This window comes from Bacillus cereus group sp. MYBK14-1 (assembly GCF_051916885.1).
GTDB lineage: Bacteria > Bacillota > Bacilli > Bacillales > Bacillaceae_G > Bacillus_A > Bacillus_A cereus.
The window spans coordinates 39,943-57,814 of sequence record NZ_JBQAHM010000004.1 but is presented as its reverse complement, the minus strand read 5'-3'; the positions used below and the strand labels follow the sequence as shown (position 1 = coordinate 57,814).

The window sequence follows — 17,872 nt, the reverse complement described above, 5'->3', positions numbered from 1 at the left end:
AAAAGGTAGCGAAGTGATGGAATGAGAGATATAAAAAAGTTTTTACAAAAATTACGTCCTGTACAACTCATCGTTTTGTTTTATTTGTTAGCAGTAGTTGTATCGGTGATATTGCTTAGTTTACCGTTTGTTACGAAGCCTGGTGTGAAATGGACATTTATAGATGCGCTTTTTACATCGGTTAGTGCGGTAAGCGTTACGGGACTGTCTGTTATTACGATTTCAGATACGTTTACTACAGCAGGAATTATTGTTTTAGCCCTTATTCTACAATTAGGCGGCTTAGGAATTATGGCGCTTGGTACATTTGTTTGGATCATTACGGGGAAAAAGATTGGTTTGCAAAGAAGAAGATTAATTATGGCAGACCATAATCAAGGGAATTTATCGGGTCTTGTAGAATTGATGCGTTCTATTTTGATTGTAATTATTTCAATAGAACTTATTGGAGCAATCCTATTAGGTACAAGATTTTTACTTTACTTTCCGACTTGGAAAGAAGCTTATTTTCACGGTTTCTTTGCAGCTGTTAGTGCGACTACGAACGGCGGATTTGATTTAACAGGACAATCATTAATTCCTTATAAAAAAGATTATATTGTTCAAATGATTCATATGTTACTAATTATTTTAGGAGCGATTGGTTTCCCTGTGCTAATGGAAGTGAAACAATTCCTTAGTAAAAGGAGACAACAATTATTCCGTTTTTCATTATTTACAAAACTGACGACAACAACATTTTTTGCACTCGTTGTTGTTGGTACAATTATGATTTTTTTACTGGAGAGAAATCATTTTTTAGTAGGAAAGTCATGGCATGAAACTGTATTTTATACATTATTCCAATCTGTGACGACGAGAAGTGGTGGACTTGCTACGATGGATATACGTGAATTGTCACAACCGACGCTTTTATTTATGAGTATATTAATGTTTATAGGGGCATCTCCAAGTTCGGTTGGGGGCGGAATACGTACAACAACATTTGCTGTTAGTATATTGTCACTATATACCTTTGCAAGGGGTGGTAGAACAGTTAGAGTCTTCAAACGTCAGCTACATGAAGAGGATGTACTGAAAGCATCTGTCGTTATGACGATGGGGATTTTGTTATGTGCTACTGCGCTATTCATTTTATCTATTACGGAAAATGTACCGCTTATGAGCTTAATTGTTGAAGTTTGTTCTGCTTTCGGAACGACGGGACTATCAACAGGTGTTACGCCTGATTTAACAACTGTTGGGAAACTTGTACTTATTGTGCTTATGTTTATCGGACGCGTTGGTATTTTAACATTTATTTTAGCTAGTGGTGGAAGGGAACAACCACCTCGCTATAAATACCCGAAAGAGCGGATTATTATTGGATAGTATGAAACCATTCTACCTACGTTAGGTAGAATGGTTTTTTAGTCGTTAATTCCAAATTGTGGATGCATAAAAGCTTCATTTTTATTATCCGCTTCGTTTTTTAGCAACTCTTGATTTTCTTCTGAAATCCACCCAATATCATTTGTAGGATGGATCCACTCATCGCCAGCCATAATGGCAGGATCTATTTTATCACTCCAATTGTTAAGTGGACTGTTCTCGGAATTATATTTACTGTCTCCAATTACAACATCATATTGATTCACAAAAGGTTGTTGCATCGTTTTTCCTGTTCCTTTAAAAGATGGAAAATTCATTTGATGCGGGAGCGTTTCGTCTAAAATTGGTGATTGAATCTTTTCTTTTTTCTTCAAAATTATCGCTCCTTTTTATAATGATTTCTTCATACGTAGTATTTCCATCTAACGCCTCTTATGTACTTGTTAACACTTGCCAGTAATAATTATTTTAAGTTGTTTCAAACTAGAGTAGAAAGTGATTTCTTGAGAGCAGGTGAATGTATTGGTAAAAAGAAAAGTGAAACAAAATGCGGCAATCAATAATAATAAAACTCCGAAAGAAAGCTTACCAGATGCAGAATTTGCATTAGAGTATGAAGGAGAAAATAGCGCAAAGTATGCTAATCGTAATTCAAAAAAAGGGAAATAAAAATGAGGCGTTTTTTACAAACGCCTCATTTTTTTGTGGGATTATAAAGGTTTTTTTAATTATTTGTAAATTTAGTGTTTTCTATTAGCAGAAAAATGCGAAAAAACATAGAAGTAGCAACGTATTACACAAAAACAAACAACAAACAAAAGATTAATGTTGGTTTAATACTGCTTTTACACTAGTTGTTTATATTTGAGTTGTACATAAGATTTGTAAAAGGAGAGAGAAACAGTGAAAAAAACAATCTTTAAAGCTGTAGCGACTGGAATGGTATTTTCGTTATTAATGGGGTGTGGTGCAAAGAAGGAAGAAAGTGCTGGAGCGAAAGTGAAAGATGACAAATTATCTGGATCATTAACTGTTTACACAGCAATTGAAGAAGAGCTTGTACCAATTTATCTTGATTCCTTTAAAAAGAAATATCCTGATGTGAAATTGAACATTGTACGTGATTCAACAGGAGTTATTACTGCGAAATTGCTAGCTGAAGGGAAAAATACACAAGCAGATGTTGTATGGGGAACTGCGGCATCAAGTCTATTAGCTTTAGATAAAAAAGATATGTTAAAAGGATACTCTCCAAAAGGAGCAGATCGTGTTCTTCCACAATTTAAAGATGATAAGCAACCTGAAAAATGGGTAGGAAATACTGCATTTATGACGGGGATTGCTGTAAATAAAGAAGAGTTAAAGAAGAAAAATTTACCGATGCCAGAATCATATGAAGATTTAACGAAACCAGAGTATAAAGGAACACTTGTTATGCCACATCCAGCATCATCTGGAACAGGATTTTTAACAGTTTCTGCATGGCTACAAATCATGGGTGAAGATAAAGGCTGGGATTACATGAAGAAACTTCATGATAATATGGCAAGTTATACGCATTCAGGATCAAAACCAGCGAAATTAGCAGGAGCAGGTGAATATCCAGTCGGTGTATCAATGGTTTATAGTGCTTTAAAAGAGAAACAAAAAGGTGCACCAGTTGAAGTTGTACTGCCGAAAGAAGGATTAGGGTGGGAAGTAGAAGCGAACGCACTTATTAAGAAAGATAATGCGAAAAATGATAAATTAGCACAAGCATTTTTAGATTGGGCAATTACTGATGATGTAATGAAGTTATACTTTGAGAAAAATGGATTTGCGACAATTAAAAATGATTATAAACTTCCAGAGGGATTCCCGAAAGATGTTACTGAAAAATTATATAAAAAGAATGACTTTAAATGGGCAGCAGAAAATCGTGACAAAATTTTAGAAAAATGGGAAAAAGAGTTTGGCCAAAAAGCAGAACCGAAAAAGTAAGTGAGTGGGAGAGAGAAAAATGAGCGAATATTTATCAATTCAACACATTCAAAAACAGTTTGATGCATTTACAGCATTAAAAGATATTTCTTTTACTGTGAACAAAAATGAGTTTGTTTGTTTATTAGGCCCGAGTGGCTGTGGGAAAACGACGTTGCTTCGCATTTTAGCGGGACTAGAGGAACCAACGACTGGCAGTATAGCTGTGAATGGAAAAGATATTACAGCATTGCCTCCTGGAAAGAGAAACTTCGGAATGGTTTTCCAATCGTATGCTTTATTTCCGAATTTAACAGCACTTGAAAATATTGAATACGGCTTAAAGACAAAAAAATATGGGAAAGCAGAAGTGAAAGAGAAAGCGCTAGATGCGTTAAAACTTGTAGATTTGCTGAATGTAAAAGATAAATATCCTGCTCAAATGTCTGGTGGACAACAGCAGCGAGTAGCACTTGCACGTGCGCTCGCTCTGTCTCCAGATATTTTGTTACTCGATGAGCCGTTATCAGCTTTAGATGCAAAAGTGCGTGAAAAATTACGTAGGGAAATGCGTGATTTGCAAGAGAAAATAGGAGTAACGACGATTATGGTAACGCATGATCAAGAAGAGGCATTAACGATGGCTGATAAAATTGTTGTAATGAATCATGCGGAAATTATGCAGATTGGAACACCAGAGGAGATTTATCAAAGACCAGCCAATCCGTTTGTGGCAGATTTTATTGGTTCTATTAATTTCTTTTCGAAAAATAACGAAGAACATGCAATTCGTCCTGAACATGTAACAATTGTACAAAAGGACGGTATTAAAACAGTTGTGGAAAGTATGGAATTTCGCGGATCTGTATATCGGACGGAAGTGCGAGTCTTAGAAGAAAACACACACCTTTATAATGAGAAAATTGTAGTGGATATATTAGCATCAGAAGTAGAAGCAACGGCTATTAGAAAAGGAAAGCCGATTCAAATCTCTTTCTCAGAAAATCATATGTTGTCATATGGAAAGAAGGTCATTGTATAGATGGAGATGTTAGAAAACTATAAGGTAGAAAGTACGAAAAAAAAGATTAAGAGAAGTATAGGGAAAGAGGAATGGATCCAAAGGCTCGTAATTATCGTTATGATTTTTTCTTTCCTTATCATACTTGTATTACCGCTATTACAACTATTTACACAAGCTTTTTATAATAAAGATGGAGTTTTCGTTGGTTTAGCGAATTTCAGTAAATATTTCACAACACCAACTTTAGTTCAGTCTTTACAAAATACAGTATGGATTTCTGGCGCAACAACAATTATTTCAGTTGCAATCGCATTCGTTTACGCATATGCAATTGCCCGTACGAATGTTTTTGGAAAGCGTGTATTTCAGTATGTAGCGTTATTACCATTGTTCGCACCAACGATGATGCACGGTATAGCACTTACATATTTATTTGGTAATCAAGGGCTAGTAACGAAAGGAATGTTTGGTTTATTTGAAGGTATACAAATCCCTTTATATGGACCAGTAGGAATTGTAATAGCTGAAGTTATGTATACATTTCCACAAGCCTTTCTTATATTGCTAATTGCCTTCCAAGGATCTGATTATCGTTTATATGAAGCTTCTAATATGTTAGGGGCGAGTAAAACAAAGCAATTTTTCACGGTTACTTTACCTAGTGTAAAGTACGGATTAATTAGTGCAATGTTTGTTGTGTTTACACTTAGTTTTACTGATTTTGGGGCACCAAAAATTGTTGGTGGTCAATATAATGTGCTTGCTACTGACGTATACAAACAAGTAATTGGACAGCAAAATATGCCGATGGGTGCAACTGTCGGAATGATTTTATTAATCCCAGCTATATTCGCATTTGTAGTTGATCGTATTACGCAAAGAAAGCAGGCGAATTTCTTATCTTCAAAAGCAGTACCATACAGAATAATAGCTAATAAGAAAAGAGATGTAATCTCATTCATATATTGTAGTGTGATTACACTTATGATCATTCTATTATTTGTTGCAGTTGGTATTGCTGCAAGTGTGAAAGTATGGCCATATAATATGAGTTTTACATTTGAGCATTTTAATTTTTCAAGTTTAACAGGAGATGGACTTGAAGCATTTAAAAATAGCGTAATTGTTTCAGCAGTTACAGCAGTTATTGGGGCGATTTTAACATTTGTATTCGCATATGCAATTGAGAAAATAGACCAGCTACAATTTTTCAGAAAAACAGGTTACTTTTTCTCTATAGTGCCGTTAGCGATACCAGGTTTAGTACTCGGATTAGGATATGTCTTTTTCTTTAGTCAACCAACGATTCAAATTCTTGGACTATCAGTAACGAATCCGTTTCATTCTTTATACGGAACAATCGCTGTATTAGTACTAGTAAATATCATTCATTTTTATTCTGTAACATTTGTCACGGCAACGACTGCCTTAAAGAAATTAGACCGAGAGTTTGAGCTTGTTTCGCAGTCGATGGGTATTCCGTTTTATAAAACATTCTTCCGAGTAACAGTACCAATGTGTTTACCAGCAATTTTAGAAATGGTAATGTACTACTTCGTAAATTCAATGGTAACTGTATCGGCAGTTGTATTCCTATATGCAGCTGATTTTAAACTAGCTGCCGTATCAATCGTAAATATGGATGATGCAGGAAATGTAGCACCAGCAGCTGCAATGAGTGTACTTATTGTTGTTACAAATATTGTAGTGAGAGTTGTATATGAATGGGGAACGAAAGCACTTCGTAACCGAACTTCACAATGGCAAAAAAGATAAGTAAGAAGGGTGATGGACAGAATGAAAATTGAAGCAGTTATTTTTGATTGGGCAGGTACGACGGTTGATTACGGATGTTTTGCACCGCTAGAAGTATTCATGAAGATTTTTCAAAAACGTGGCGTTGAAATTACAGCAGAAGAAGCACGTAAGCCAATGGGATTATTAAAAATAGATCATGTAAGGGCACTAACAGAAATGCCTCGTATTGCGGATGAGTGGAAGCGTGTCTTCGGTCAATTACCAACAGAAGCAGACATTCATGAGATGTATGAAGAGTTTGAAGAAATTCTCTTTTCTATTTTACCAAGTTATGCTACGCCGATTGATGAGGTAAAAGAAGTAATCGCTTCTTTACGTGAGAGAGGCATTAAAATCGGTTCAACAACGGGCTATACGAGAGAAATGATGGAAATTGTAGCAAAGGAAGCAGCGTTACAAGGATATAAACCTGATTTTCTTGTTACGCCAGATGATGTTCCAGCAGGCCGCCCATACCCATGGATGTGCTATAAAAATGCAATGGAACTTGGTGTGTATCCGATGAACCATATGATAAAAGTAGGGGACACAGTATCAGATATGAAAGAAGGTAGAAATGCTGGAATGTGGGCAGTTGGTGTAATTCTTGGAAGTAGTGAGCTCGGTTTAACGGAAGAGGAAGTGGAGAGTATGGATTCGGTAGAGCTTCGTGAAAAAATAGAAATAGTTCGTAATCGGTTTGTTGAAAATGGGGCTCATTTTACGATTGAAACGATGCAGGAGCTTGAAAACGTAATGGAACATATCGAGAAACAAGAACTTATTATTTCATAAAAGGGGTACGGGATCATGAATGAAAATCACTACTTATTATTAACACCAGGACCATTAACGACAACAAAATCAGTAAAAGAAGTTATGCTATACGATTGGTGTACGTGGGATGTTGAATATAATACGATGGTGCAAGAAGTAAGAGCTAAACTTGTATCGTTAGCGACGAAGGAAGAAGAGAAATATACAACAGTGTTAATGCAAGGAAGCGGTACGTTTTCAGTTGAAGCAGTAATTGGCTCTGTTATTCCGGGAAATGGGAAGCTTCTCGTTTGTACAAATGGTGCGTACGGTAAGCGCATTGTACAAATGGCAGAGATGTTACAGATTGATGTAGTGGTCAGCCAAACAGAAGAGTGGGAACCTACTAATATTGTAGAAGTAGAAAAGTTATTGGAAGAAGATAAAGAGATTACGCATATTGCAGTTATTCATTGTGAAACAACGACAGGCATTATAAATCCAATTGTAGATGTATGTAAATTAGGAAAGCAGTATGGAAAGGTTACAATTGTTGATGCGATGAGTAGTTTCGGCGGGATTGAAATAGACATTGCTGATTTACAAATTGATTTTTTAATTAGTAGTGCAAATAAGTGTATTCAAGGGGTTCCTGGATTCGGATTTATAATCGCAAAACGTGATGAATTATTGAAGTGTAAAGGGCAAGGACGCTCTTTATCTCTTGATTTATATGATCAGTGGGAAACGATGGAAAAACAAAATGGGAAATGGCGTTTTACTTCACCTACACATGTTGTACATGCTTTTTATCAAGCGCTACTTGAGCTAGAAAAAGAAGGTGGAGTAAGAGCACGTTACAATCGATATTACAACAATCAAAAACTACTAGTGAATAGAATGGGAGAAATCGGATTTAAGCCACTAGTAGATAAGAAATATCAATCTCCTATTATTACATCTTTCATTTATCCAAAAGAGGGGTTTGAGTTTCAACAGTTATATAACGAATTAAAGCGTTATGGATTTGTTATTTACCCTGGGAAAATTTCGAAAGTAGATACGTTCCGCATTGGAAATATCGGTGATGTACATGAAGAAGATATTAATCGCTTAGTTGATAGTATTGCTAAAGGAGTTGTTATTGGGTGAAAGTATTTTGCTTAGGTGGAGCAGGTAAAATTTGTCGTGAAGCTATTTTGGATTTAGTTCAATTTTCATCTTTTGAGACGATTACTGTAGCCGATTTTAACGAGGAAGAGGGCCGTAAAGTAGTAGAATGGCTCAACGATCCTCGTGTTGATTTTGTAAAAGTAGATGTAACAAATCACGAGGATACGGTTGCAAAAATGAAAGGTTATGACATTGTAATGGACGGTACGACGATAAAGCTAAATGGATTGTCGACTCGCTGTATTGCAGAAGCAGGCTGTCATGGTGTGAACTTAAATGGATTTGGTGAAGAAAATGAATCGCATGCTATATTTGTTCAAAATGAAAAAACATGTTTGCCTGGGTTTGGTATGACGCCAGGTGTAACGCAAATGATGGCAATGCATGCAGCAAATCAACTGGATACTGTAGAGTCTGTCCGCGTAAGTCACGGTTCGTATCGTCCGATTGCTTTTTCTGCTTCAATTACAGAGACAACGACATATGAATATGATCCACATTTACCATCGCGTACAGTGTATGAAGATGGTGAATTTAAACAAGTACTTCCGTTTGCGCGTCCGAGAGAAATAGAATTGCCAGCGCCTTATGGTAAGGAAACGCAGTATATCATTCCGCATTCTGAAACGATTACGTTAGCAAAGGCACTAGAAAATAAAGGTGTCAAACTGATAGAGACGAGAGGAACTTGGCCGAAGCAAAATATGCAACTTGTACGTGCTTTATATGATTACGGCATATTGCGTAATGATCAGATTGAAATAAACGGGAAAGAAATAGGCATTATGGATTGTATTTCGCAGTATTTATTGCAATCGAAAGAAGGACAAGAAACAGAGCTTTATGGTTATGCACTTCATGTAGAAGTAATAGGTATGAAAAATAATGAGAAGCAAAGACATGTGTTATATCATACACACCCGTTATCTGATGGTTCTGTTGTAGGATGGGAAAAATTAAGGGCGTATACGAGAAACGTCGGTATTCCATTTGGGATTGCTGCAGAGTTAATTGCAACTGGAAATGTAAGTAGGGTGGGTGTTGTTACGCCTGAAGAAGCTTTTGAAAATCCACAATTAATTTTTGATGAACTAGCAAAGCGCGGTATTCATATTCATGAAGAAGTTTCTACTTACAAAGAAAATTATAACTTTGTATAAGTAAGGAAGCTTATGAGGGAGATATAAATGAGGTGAATCTATGTCTGTAGTAGGAGAAGAAAGAAAGCGAACCATTCTTGAAAAGGTAGAATTTAAAGGAAAAGTAAAGGTTTCAGAATTAGCGAGAGAATTTGCTGTATCAACAGAAACGATTCGTCGATATTTAGAAGAATTAGATCGTGAAAAGAAGCTGAAAAAAGTGTATGGTGGAGCTGTTCAACTTCCAGGCGCTGGGGTAGAGGCGCCAATGTTAGAAAGAGAAATGCTACATATAGAAGAGAAGAAAAGAATTGGTTATAAAGCAGCGACATTTGTAGAAGATGGTGATGTCATTGCAATTGATGATGGAAGTACACCGCTTCAAATGGTTCCATACCTTGTTCATCGTAAAAACTTAACGATTGTAACAAGTTCATTTCCAGTCGCAACACAATTAATTTCTTCTATTAATAAAAAGATGTTTCACGGTGAAGTTTTATTTATAGGTGGAAAAGTATCTCCAAAGCATTCGCGTGTATCAGGGTCTATTTCTCAGCAAGTAATACAGCAATTCCATTTTCATAAAGCGTTCGTTTCGATTGATGGGTTATTACCTAGTTTTGGAGTTTCCAGCTTTGAATTAGAGAAAGCGAAATTGTCAGAGGCGATGATGAAATTAGCTGAGAAGACATATATTTTATGTGATCATACGAAGGTAGGCGTGAAAGGGAATTATCGTATAGCAGCATTTTCACGTATTCAACATGTAATTTGTGATAAAAAAATGCCATATAGTTTTGAAGAAGAACTTATGAAGCATAATATTCAGTGGACAGTTTGTTAAATAAAGTGAAAGTACCTAAACTCCCGCCTAATTTTTAGGAGGGAGTTTTATTGTCTGCAAATCGTAAAATAAAAGATTTGCATTTATGCAAAAAGTGGACACATTTTCTCATCTCTTTCATATAATTTACCAATACAAAAAAAGTTGGTCGAAGGAAAGAAGGGAGAACATGTCAGAACGAATATATAATAAACTTGTATTGTACGCGAATATTTTGCAAAAAATTGGTGTCATCAATGAGAAGGAAAAAAGTGAAATTCTTCATACGATAGGTAAAAAAGCCCTTTGAATAAAGGGCTTTTTATTTTTTATCTTTAAAAATATAAATTTAATGTAATATTCTCATTGACAATGATAATGATATTCATTATCATTTATTTGTGGGTAATTGATAAGGGTTATCAATTATAAAAATTGTATATGATAGGGGATATTATTTTGAAAAAAAATTATATGAAGGCGCTAGTAGTAGCGACAACATTAGCAATTCCATTTGCTACGTATTCTACTCCAGCATTAGCGGCATTAAAAGTTGAAGCAAATCAATCGGTAGCAGCAGCGAGTGATCGCACGTATGATACTGAGATTAAAATATATAAGGACCAAAAAGATGAGCCATCTATGGTTTCTCAATATATAAAAGATCCTAAAGTAACGATTGCAGCTGGCAAAAAAATTGTCACTGTAACAATGCAAGATAGCGATTATTTTCAATATCTTAGAATAGAAGATAAAAACCAGCCTGGTGTATTTCATGATGTGAAGGTTTTGTCAGAAGATAAGAGGAAGAATGGAACGAAGGTAGTTCAATTTGAAATTGGCGAGTTTGAGAAGAAGCACAATATGCAAATGCATATACTTATTCCAGCTATTGGATATGATCACAAATATCAAGTTCAATTTGAAATTAAAGATCCAACTGTAGGTAACAAAGAAACAGAGAAACCAGATGATAACTCTAATTCAGGAAATACGGAAACGGATAATCCAGTTGATAATCAAAATATGATAACAGATAACAAATTAAGAGAACTTGTGAATAAAAAAGTATTTAATAGAAAAGATTTAAATACACCAATTACGAAAGAAGAGTTATTACAAGTAAAGGATTTATTTTTAAATACAAATGAGATACTTGATTATAGTGCATTAAAATATATGCCAAATTTAAAATCTTTAACAGTTGCGAATGCGAAGATAAAAGACCCGTCGTTCTTTGCGAACTTAAAGCAATTAAATCATTTAGCTTTGCGTGGTAATGAATTTGCAGATGTAACGCCACTTGTTAAGATGGATAATTTAGAATCTCTTGATTTAAGTAATAATAAAATTACAAACGTTGCACCACTAACTGAAATGAAAAATGTAAAAAGTTTATATCTATCAGGCAACCAAATAGAAGATGTAACAGCATTAGCGAAAATGGAACAACTAGATTACTTGAATTTAGCAAATAATAAAATTACGAACGTTGCTCCATTAAGCGCTTTGAAAAATGTAACATACTTAACTTTAGCAGGTAATCAAATTGAAGATATTAAAGCGTTATATTCATTACCTTTAACAGACTTAGTATTAACACGTAATAAAGTTAAAGATTTATCCGGCATTGAGCAAATGAAGCAATTAGAAGAATTGTGGATCGGGAAAAATGAAATAAAAGATGTTACTCCTCTAAGTAAGATGACACAGTTAAAACAATTACACTTACCTAACAATGAGTTAAAGGATATTACTCCATTATCAAGTTTAGTAAACTTACAAAAGCTTGATTTAGAAGCGAATTATATTTCAGACTTATCACCAGTTAGTAATTTAAAAAAATTAGTATTTCTAAGTTTTGTTGCAAATGAAATCCGTGATGTCCGACCAGTTATAGAACTAAGTAAGACGGCTTATATTAATGTCCAAAATCAAAAAGTATTTTTAGAGGAAACAGAAGTAAATAAAGAAGTAAAAGTACCTATATATGAAAAAGATGGTGAGATTTCTACGAAAATCCGTCTGAAGAGCGATAATGGTACGTATAGTAATGGTGTAGTGAAATGGAGTACACCAGGTGAGAAAGTATATGAATTTGGTGTGAAAGATCCATTCGCGGATACAGGAATCTTCTTTACAGGATCTGTTATTCAAAATGTAGTAGAAAGTAAAGACGGTAATACATCTAAAGAAGATGAGAAAACAGAAGTGGTAGAATTTAAAGATGTACCAAAGGGACATTGGTCAGAAGAAGCAATTAATTACTTAGCGAAAGAAAAATTATTTATAGGCTATGGAAATGGTGAATTTGGATTTGGTGATAACATTACTCGTGGACAAGTAGCACTTCTAATACAAAGGTATTTAAAATTAGAAAATAATCTAGAACAAAAAACGGCATTTATAGATACGAAAGGAAATATGTATGAAACGGCTATTGATGCAGTGGTTCAAGCTGGAATTATGACAGGCTATGGAAATGGTATGTTCCGTCCGGATGGAGTATTAACTCGATATGAAATGTCAGTAGTACTACAAAGAGTATTTCAGTTAAAAGAAAATGAAAATAGTGCAGAGAATTTTAAAGATGTACCAAATGGCCATTGGGCGAAAGGATATGTGAAAGCTTTAGTGGATAATAAAATATCAAAAGGCGACGGGGAAGGGAATTTTTTAGGAGATAATTTCGTAACACGTGAACAATACGCGCAGTTTTTGTATAATGCAATAAAGAAATAAAGTGAAACTTTATTCAGTGGGGGTTTTGTTCATTCCCCACTGATTAGTAGCCCTCACCAATCGGGCTGCCCGTTAATGCGGAATAAAAAATGAGGAAAATACGCTATTCTTTAATTAAAGAATAGCGTATTTTTTATGTGCAAAATGAAATAGATAGGAGTATAGACATATGAATAGCCTATTTTAAAGAAGAACCACGAAACTATATTGACAAAAAAGCGTTCTCATGTGATAATTCAATTAAATTTTTAGAATAATCAAAAAATATTCCTTTTACATAGAAAGGATTCGAACCTTATATGAATATTATGCCGGGGGTGACGAAATGTTATTTTTTCTGAAGAAATGGAATGAATTAAAAGATGTGAAATCTGAATTGGCACTTCGTGATTGGTTTTATGGTACCAAAATTAGCTTATCGCTATGTACGTCAAAAGAGCCGTTAACATTTTTAGTAAATGTTGAGGGAAGAGATAAAGGGCTATTTTCGGAAGAAGATTTTATTGTCGTAAATTGCATGTGCGAGTCAGTATTTGAAAATGAAGAAAAACCAGCTGCAGAGTCATTTATGCATGCGGATATTTATAAAAAAAGTAGTGCAGGATGTATTTTACAAGTGCAGACTGTAGATAGTCATTTAATATCAGAGTTATATGGGGAAGAAGGAGAAGTAACGTTCGATAAACGCAGTGTGGAGCGTGTTTTCGGAAAAGAAGGTATAACAGAAATGACAATTCCAATTGTAGAAGATGAAAAAAAATTCGCTGATTTATTAGAAAGCAATGTTCCGAATTTCATTGAAGGTGGAGGAGTAGTTCTTGTTCATAATTACGGCATGATTGTGTGGGGAAAAACGCCAGAAGAAGCGAAAAAATGGCTAGAGGGTATAGAATATTTAATGAACTATCATGTAAAGTTATTAATGATTAAGGGTGCAAGGAGCTCTGTTATATAAAAATGGATGTGATATGGATACAAGTTAATAAACAAATGAAAGCGTTTTAAAAATAATTTCACTCATAAAATATAGGTCTCCTTATTATATATAGATTACATGTTGACATGTAAGGAGGAACATATTTTGCGAGTTAAATATCATTTTCTGCCAAAGCAGCAAGTAACATTTTGCAAGATAAATGATTCTGGTGAAGAGGCACTGCAAATGATGAACGAAACGGGATTTCGAGCCATCCCGGTATTAGCAGAAGATGAGAAGAAATTCACGGGGATTATTTATAAAGTAGATTTATTAGAAAAAAAATGCAATAGCGGATTAGAGCATGTAAGTGCAGGGGATATGCTTGATGATTCCAATGCATTTATTTTTGAAAAGGATTCATTCTTCAGAGCTTTTTATGTAATTCGTCGGCTTCCGTTTTTAGCCGTGCTAAATGATTATAATGAATTTGTCGGTATGTTAACGCATTCGAATATATTTGATGTTATTGAAGATTCATTTGGTATGCGAACAGGTGGTTATATATTAACAATTGCAACACAAGATTGTAAGGGAACGATTAAAGAGCTTGGGACATTGTTAAAAGCATATAATATCGGTGGCCTATTTACGTTAGATAACGGTGATCAATATATCCGCCGCGTTATTGTAAATATATCAGATGAGTTAGATGAAACAAGATTAAAGCAATTAATCGGAAAAATAGAGAAAAAAGGATTCAGAGTGAGTCATGTAGATTATATTTAAGTTAAAAAAAGTACCTATCTGTTATATATAGATAGGTACTTTTTTGTCCCGCCATTTGTGGGCAGTAAAATCCGAGCCTCAAAATTCAGCGCAAGTAAAGAAGTTAAGTGGGGGGACGGATTGCCCATAAAAGCCCAATTGGTGAGGGCTGATTAAAGTTTCACTTTATGTGAGTAATGAACTTTATTTTGAAACAGGAGGCGGGGATAATGCTAGATCAGATAAGAAAATAAAGTCTGCATGCTCACGAATTTTAGGGATAGAAGTTTCAATAACGCGTGATGTAATTTCACCTGGAGGGCCCACATGCCCGATAGCTACCATAATAGGTTTTTCTTGAATTTTTTTGATGAGTAATTGGGCTTGTTTTGAAATATGTCCTGCTGTATACACATCATCAAAAAATAGTTGGTTTTCAATAATAGGAACTCCTAATTCTTTTCCGATTTTTGGGACGACACTATTAGGATTCGTTTTACTATCTAAGTAAAATAAACCGTGTTTTTTACAAGCAGCAAGTATAAGGCGAACAATTCTTTCATCCGCTGTTACTTTTGACCCCATATGATTGTTCATTCCAATTGCATGCGGTACTTCTTGAATCGCTTGTTCAAGTCGGTTGTTTATTTCTTCATCGCTTAAATCAGTTGTAATTGCTTTCGGCCCAAGCCATTCTTTTTTACCTTTTATAGGTTCCATTGGCATATGTATAATAACTTCATGGCCTTTCTTATGGGCAGCTATTGCATCTTCTTTTGTGGAAGGAAGAAAAGGCATAACAGCAACAGTGAGTGGAATGGGAAGTGATAACATTTGATTAGTCCCCTTCATATTATTTCCGAAATCATCAATGACAATAGCAACTTTATTCGTATGAGCATTTGCTTGAATAGGAAATAAGAAGGACGGTAAAAACAAAACAATGATGAATAATGCAATCGTATATTTTCGCATATAAATATTTCCTTTCTATTGTTATCCCGCTATTTGTGGGGAGTAAGACTCCCACCTCAACATTGGGCTGGATAGGTGGGAGATTCACTGCCTACCCGATTGGTGAATGCTAATAATCAGTGGGGGCTGAACAAAAAACACTGATTAAAGTTTCACTTTATCAATCATCATTATGTTTTGCTTTTTTATATAAATTAAACAAAAAATGTCGAAGAAAAGTAGGTGGAAAATTAAGAATCCCCGGTTTACGTAGCATTTATAAAAAAACAAGATGAAAAAAATGTCTATTATTGCGAATGTATTTACAAAGATAGAATAATTTGTAATAATTCTCAAAGTGAGGGTAAAGATTTGTAAATTACAGGGAGAAAATGTTAAAATTTCTGATTCTTCAAATTTGCATATGATTAAGTAGTTAAAAAAGTCAATGGAGAAGTGAAGTTAAGAGCATGGAAGTATAATAAGGGGGATATGGATGTTTACTGTAAAAAGGAAGTACACATTAGAAAAGCTTTCACGTGATATTCATATGAAACGTGAAGAAATGATTCAACTAGGATTAACAAGTGGGCTAAATAGTAGGGAGACAATTCAAGTTAGTCAAGAATTGGACAAGCTTATTTTACAATATCAATGTTATAAAGAAAAACAAACACCGAAATGGTTTTCAATTATAAAAATACCTATTTTCCAAATCGGGTATGAAGGAAAATCAAATAATTTTTGGCGAATGCTTGTGGCTGGTTTTATGAAATAAGTATAATTACCCTTATAGGATAAGGATAATTATACTATGTGTAACGGAATTTCGATATGAACTGTTGTTCCTTCGTTTTCTGTACTGTCAATAAAAATATGCCCATTATACATCTCTACAATTCGTTTACATATGACAAGTCCAAGACCTGTTCCAGTATCTTTATTAGTAAAGAACGGATGAAAGAGGTGTTTTTGAATATGTTGCGGAATCCCTTTTCCAGTATCTATAATCTGCAATTGTGCGTGTGTTTCATTGTTTTTTACTACAATGGTTAGTGTATCACTAGAAGTCATGGCCTCAATTGCATTTTTTGTAATGTTTAAAACCACTTGTTTCATATGGTCTTTCGAACAACGGATATGAACAGGATGGTCTGGCAGATGTAAATGGAATACAATGTTATGTAAATTCGCCTCAGATTGAATAATTAATGCTACCTCATTTAGAATTTTTCTTACATCATACGTTTGTTCGATGATGGCGGTTGGCTTTCCGAGAATAAGAAATTCACTTACAATTTCATTGATTCGCTCTATTTCTTGTTCAATTACGGAAAAGTAGAACTGATCTTGCTCATCTTTATATTTCTCTTTTAATAGAGCGACGAGTCCTTTAATTCCAGTAAGAGGATTACGGATTTCGTGTGCTGTACTCGCTGCAAAAGTTCCAACTAATTCAATTTTTTGTAGTTCATTTTGTTGCCTTTCAATTTTTGTTTGACGTTTTAACAACATATATTGAGCAAGTAAAAATAAAATAGACATTAAAAATAAAGTAGCTATACACTCTATTGCAACCCACTGGTATAAGGTTTTTTGATGAATAGGTAATGGAGAAACAGAGACCTTCCAATTTAATCTTTGGAGTGGGGTAGTAAGCATATTAGAATGCGTATCACTTGTGTCGTTATTATCATCGGTTAGAAAAACTACATCATGTTTATCAGTTACCTCAAAATGGTATTGTGGTTTAATGGCATTTAAAGAAGATGAAATGTAATCAAAGCGTAAACTAGCTAATAATAATCCTGAGAGCTCCTTCTGTTTATTAAATATGGGGGCAGCAATCATAATAGCTTTATGTCCAAGAACGCGATCAGTAATGACTGATGATACAGTGGTTTTTTTAGTTTGGAGCGCGTCTTGAATATATTTACGGTCTGAAACATCTATAGGCTTTGATTCATCTTCAGATGCGATTGTAATGACTCCTTCTGGTGTAGCGTAATATAGACCAGAAAAGCGTGCATCGTTTCCATCTGTATCATGTACAATTTGTTTAATACCATTTATATTACCAGTCTCGGTGCCTACAACTTTTGCAAGCATGTCTAAAGCAGAAATTGCTTCACCAAGATGATGATCCAAATAATCTCTATATAAAAAGAGAACTGTATGAGCAGATAATTTGTTTTCCTGTTTCATTTTATATGTATGATACGAATAAAATGTAGCACCAATCCCTATTGTCGGTAGGATAACAAGCAATATATATACAATTATGCTTTGGAATTTGACTTTCAAATGTGGTACTCCTTCTTTTTTTATTATCATTATATATAAACTATGTTAAAATTGTCATGTTTTTATTCAAGAATGATCCTTAATATATTAGGGGAGAGGAAATGGATGAGTGAATGCTCATTCGGAATTCACAGGAAGTATGAACT

16 protein-coding genes are annotated in these 17,872 nt (G+C 34.5%); 13 read left to right on the top strand and 3 right to left on the bottom strand.

What is annotated here, in order from left to right; translation table 11 throughout:
- Positions 1-21 precede the first annotated feature (21 nt).
- Complete coding sequence (locus tag ACTFR3_RS13190; RefSeq protein ID WP_001204705.1) at positions 22-1,371, top strand: TrkH family potassium uptake protein; 1,350 nt, start codon at positions 22-24, stop codon at positions 1,369-1,371.
- 38 nt (positions 1,372-1,409) lie between these two features.
- Here ACTFR3_RS13190 and ACTFR3_RS13185 read toward each other — a convergent pair whose 3' ends face one another.
- The gene (locus ACTFR3_RS13185) at positions 1,410-1,745 is read right to left on the bottom strand and encodes a DUF3905 domain-containing protein (protein ID WP_000726025.1); all 336 of its coding nucleotides are present in this window, start codon (positions 1,743-1,745) and stop codon (positions 1,410-1,412) included.
- A gap of 148 nt (positions 1,746-1,893) precedes the next feature.
- Between ACTFR3_RS13185 and ACTFR3_RS13180 the strand changes: the two genes are divergently transcribed.
- From ACTFR3_RS13180 to cbpA, 11 genes are all read left to right on the top strand, one after another.
- Complete coding sequence (locus ACTFR3_RS13180; protein WP_000240798.1) at positions 1,894-2,040, top strand: hypothetical protein; 147 nt, start codon at positions 1,894-1,896, stop codon at positions 2,038-2,040.
- Positions 2,041-2,274: 234 nt separating this feature from the next.
- Entirely contained in the window at positions 2,275-3,351 is a 1,077-nt protein-coding gene (locus ACTFR3_RS13175; protein ID WP_000750893.1) for a putative 2-aminoethylphosphonate ABC transporter substrate-binding protein, read from the top strand.
- A 19-nt stretch (positions 3,352-3,370) separates the two neighbouring features.
- Entirely contained in the window at positions 3,371-4,372 is a 1,002-nt protein-coding gene (locus tag ACTFR3_RS13170) for a putative 2-aminoethylphosphonate ABC transporter ATP-binding protein (RefSeq protein ID WP_000006197.1), read from the top strand.
- Entirely contained in the window at positions 4,373-6,130 is a 1,758-nt protein-coding gene (locus ACTFR3_RS13165) for a putative 2-aminoethylphosphonate ABC transporter permease subunit (RefSeq protein ID WP_000425532.1), read from the top strand.
- Between the two features lie 21 nt (positions 6,131-6,151).
- Positions 6,152-6,946 carry a phosphonoacetaldehyde hydrolase gene (gene phnX, locus ACTFR3_RS13160; protein ID WP_440044466.1) on the top strand — a complete coding sequence of 265 codons (795 nt, stop codon included), beginning with the start codon at positions 6,152-6,154 and terminating at the stop codon, positions 6,944-6,946.
- A gap of 15 nt (positions 6,947-6,961) precedes the next feature.
- On the top strand, positions 6,962-8,059 hold the full coding sequence (phnW, locus tag ACTFR3_RS13155; protein ID WP_440044464.1) for a 2-aminoethylphosphonate--pyruvate transaminase: 1,098 nt from the start codon (positions 6,962-6,964) through the stop codon (positions 8,057-8,059).
- Entirely contained in the window at positions 8,056-9,240 is a 1,185-nt protein-coding gene (locus ACTFR3_RS13150; protein WP_000862163.1) for a saccharopine dehydrogenase family protein, read from the top strand. The genes phnW and ACTFR3_RS13150 overlap by 4 nt, the downstream gene beginning before the upstream one ends.
- 40 nt (positions 9,241-9,280) lie before the next feature.
- A complete protein-coding gene (locus tag ACTFR3_RS13145; protein WP_000117666.1) occupies positions 9,281-10,063 on the top strand; it encodes a DeoR/GlpR family DNA-binding transcription regulator in 783 nt (260 codons plus the stop codon).
- A 420-nt stretch (positions 10,064-10,483) separates the two neighbouring features.
- A complete protein-coding gene (locus ACTFR3_RS13140) occupies positions 10,484-12,784 on the top strand; it encodes an NEAT domain-containing leucine-rich repeat protein (protein ID WP_078386599.1) in 2,301 nt (766 codons plus the stop codon).
- A 325-nt stretch (positions 12,785-13,109) separates the two neighbouring features.
- Positions 13,110-13,739: a class II aldolase/adducin family protein gene (locus ACTFR3_RS13135; protein WP_000896006.1), complete on the top strand. Its 630-nt coding sequence runs from the start codon at positions 13,110-13,112 to the stop codon at positions 13,737-13,739.
- 126 nt (positions 13,740-13,865) lie between these two features.
- Positions 13,866-14,489 carry a cyclic di-AMP binding protein CbpA gene (cbpA, locus tag ACTFR3_RS13130; RefSeq protein ID WP_001264208.1) on the top strand — a complete coding sequence of 208 codons (624 nt, stop codon included), beginning with the start codon at positions 13,866-13,868 and terminating at the stop codon, positions 14,487-14,489.
- 183 nt (positions 14,490-14,672) lie between these two features.
- On the opposite strand, the gene ACTFR3_RS13125 is transcribed toward cbpA, so the two are convergent.
- Positions 14,673-15,443, bottom strand: a complete 771-nt coding sequence (locus ACTFR3_RS13125; protein ID WP_001234107.1) for a divergent polysaccharide deacetylase family protein — start codon at positions 15,441-15,443, stop codon at positions 14,673-14,675.
- Positions 15,444-15,918: 475 nt separating this feature from the next.
- On the opposite strand from ACTFR3_RS13125, the gene ACTFR3_RS13120 reads away from it, so the two are divergent.
- Positions 15,919-16,200: an aspartyl-phosphate phosphatase Spo0E family protein gene (locus ACTFR3_RS13120; protein ID WP_000495536.1), complete on the top strand. Its 282-nt coding sequence runs from the start codon at positions 15,919-15,921 to the stop codon at positions 16,198-16,200.
- Between the two features lie 29 nt (positions 16,201-16,229).
- Here the strand turns inward: ACTFR3_RS13120 and ACTFR3_RS13115 are convergent, their stop codons facing one another.
- Positions 16,230-17,726, bottom strand: a complete 1,497-nt coding sequence (locus tag ACTFR3_RS13115; RefSeq protein WP_000865068.1) for a DUF3149 domain-containing protein — start codon at positions 17,724-17,726, stop codon at positions 16,230-16,232.
- Positions 17,727-17,872 lie beyond the last annotated feature (146 nt).

What these genes read in the sequence shown, in the direction of transcription:
- ACTFR3_RS13190 (WP_001204705.1), top strand. Translation starts at nt 22, where the DNA reads ATGAGAGATATAAAAAAGTTTTTACAAAAATTACGTCCTGTACAACTC.
- ACTFR3_RS13170 (WP_000006197.1), top strand. Translation starts at nt 3,371, where the DNA reads ATGAGCGAATATTTATCAATTCAACACATTCAAAAACAGTTTGATGCA.
- ACTFR3_RS13165 (WP_000425532.1), top strand. Translation starts at nt 4,373, where the DNA reads ATGGAGATGTTAGAAAACTATAAGGTAGAAAGTACGAAAAAAAAGATT.
- phnX (WP_440044466.1), top strand. Translation starts at nt 6,152, where the DNA reads ATGAAAATTGAAGCAGTTATTTTTGATTGGGCAGGTACGACGGTTGAT.
- phnW (WP_440044464.1), top strand. Translation starts at nt 6,962, where the DNA reads ATGAATGAAAATCACTACTTATTATTAACACCAGGACCATTAACGACA.
- ACTFR3_RS13145 (WP_000117666.1), top strand. Translation starts at nt 9,281, where the DNA reads ATGTCTGTAGTAGGAGAAGAAAGAAAGCGAACCATTCTTGAAAAGGTA.
- ACTFR3_RS13140 (WP_078386599.1), top strand. Translation starts at nt 10,484, where the DNA reads ATGATAGGGGATATTATTTTGAAAAAAAATTATATGAAGGCGCTAGTA.
- ACTFR3_RS13135 (WP_000896006.1), top strand. Translation starts at nt 13,110, where the DNA reads ATGTTATTTTTTCTGAAGAAATGGAATGAATTAAAAGATGTGAAATCT.
- ACTFR3_RS13125 (WP_001234107.1), bottom strand. Translation starts at nt 15,443, where the DNA reads ATGCGAAAATATACGATTGCATTATTCATCATTGTTTTGTTTTTACCG.
- ACTFR3_RS13120 (WP_000495536.1), top strand. Translation starts at nt 15,919, where the DNA reads ATGTTTACTGTAAAAAGGAAGTACACATTAGAAAAGCTTTCACGTGAT.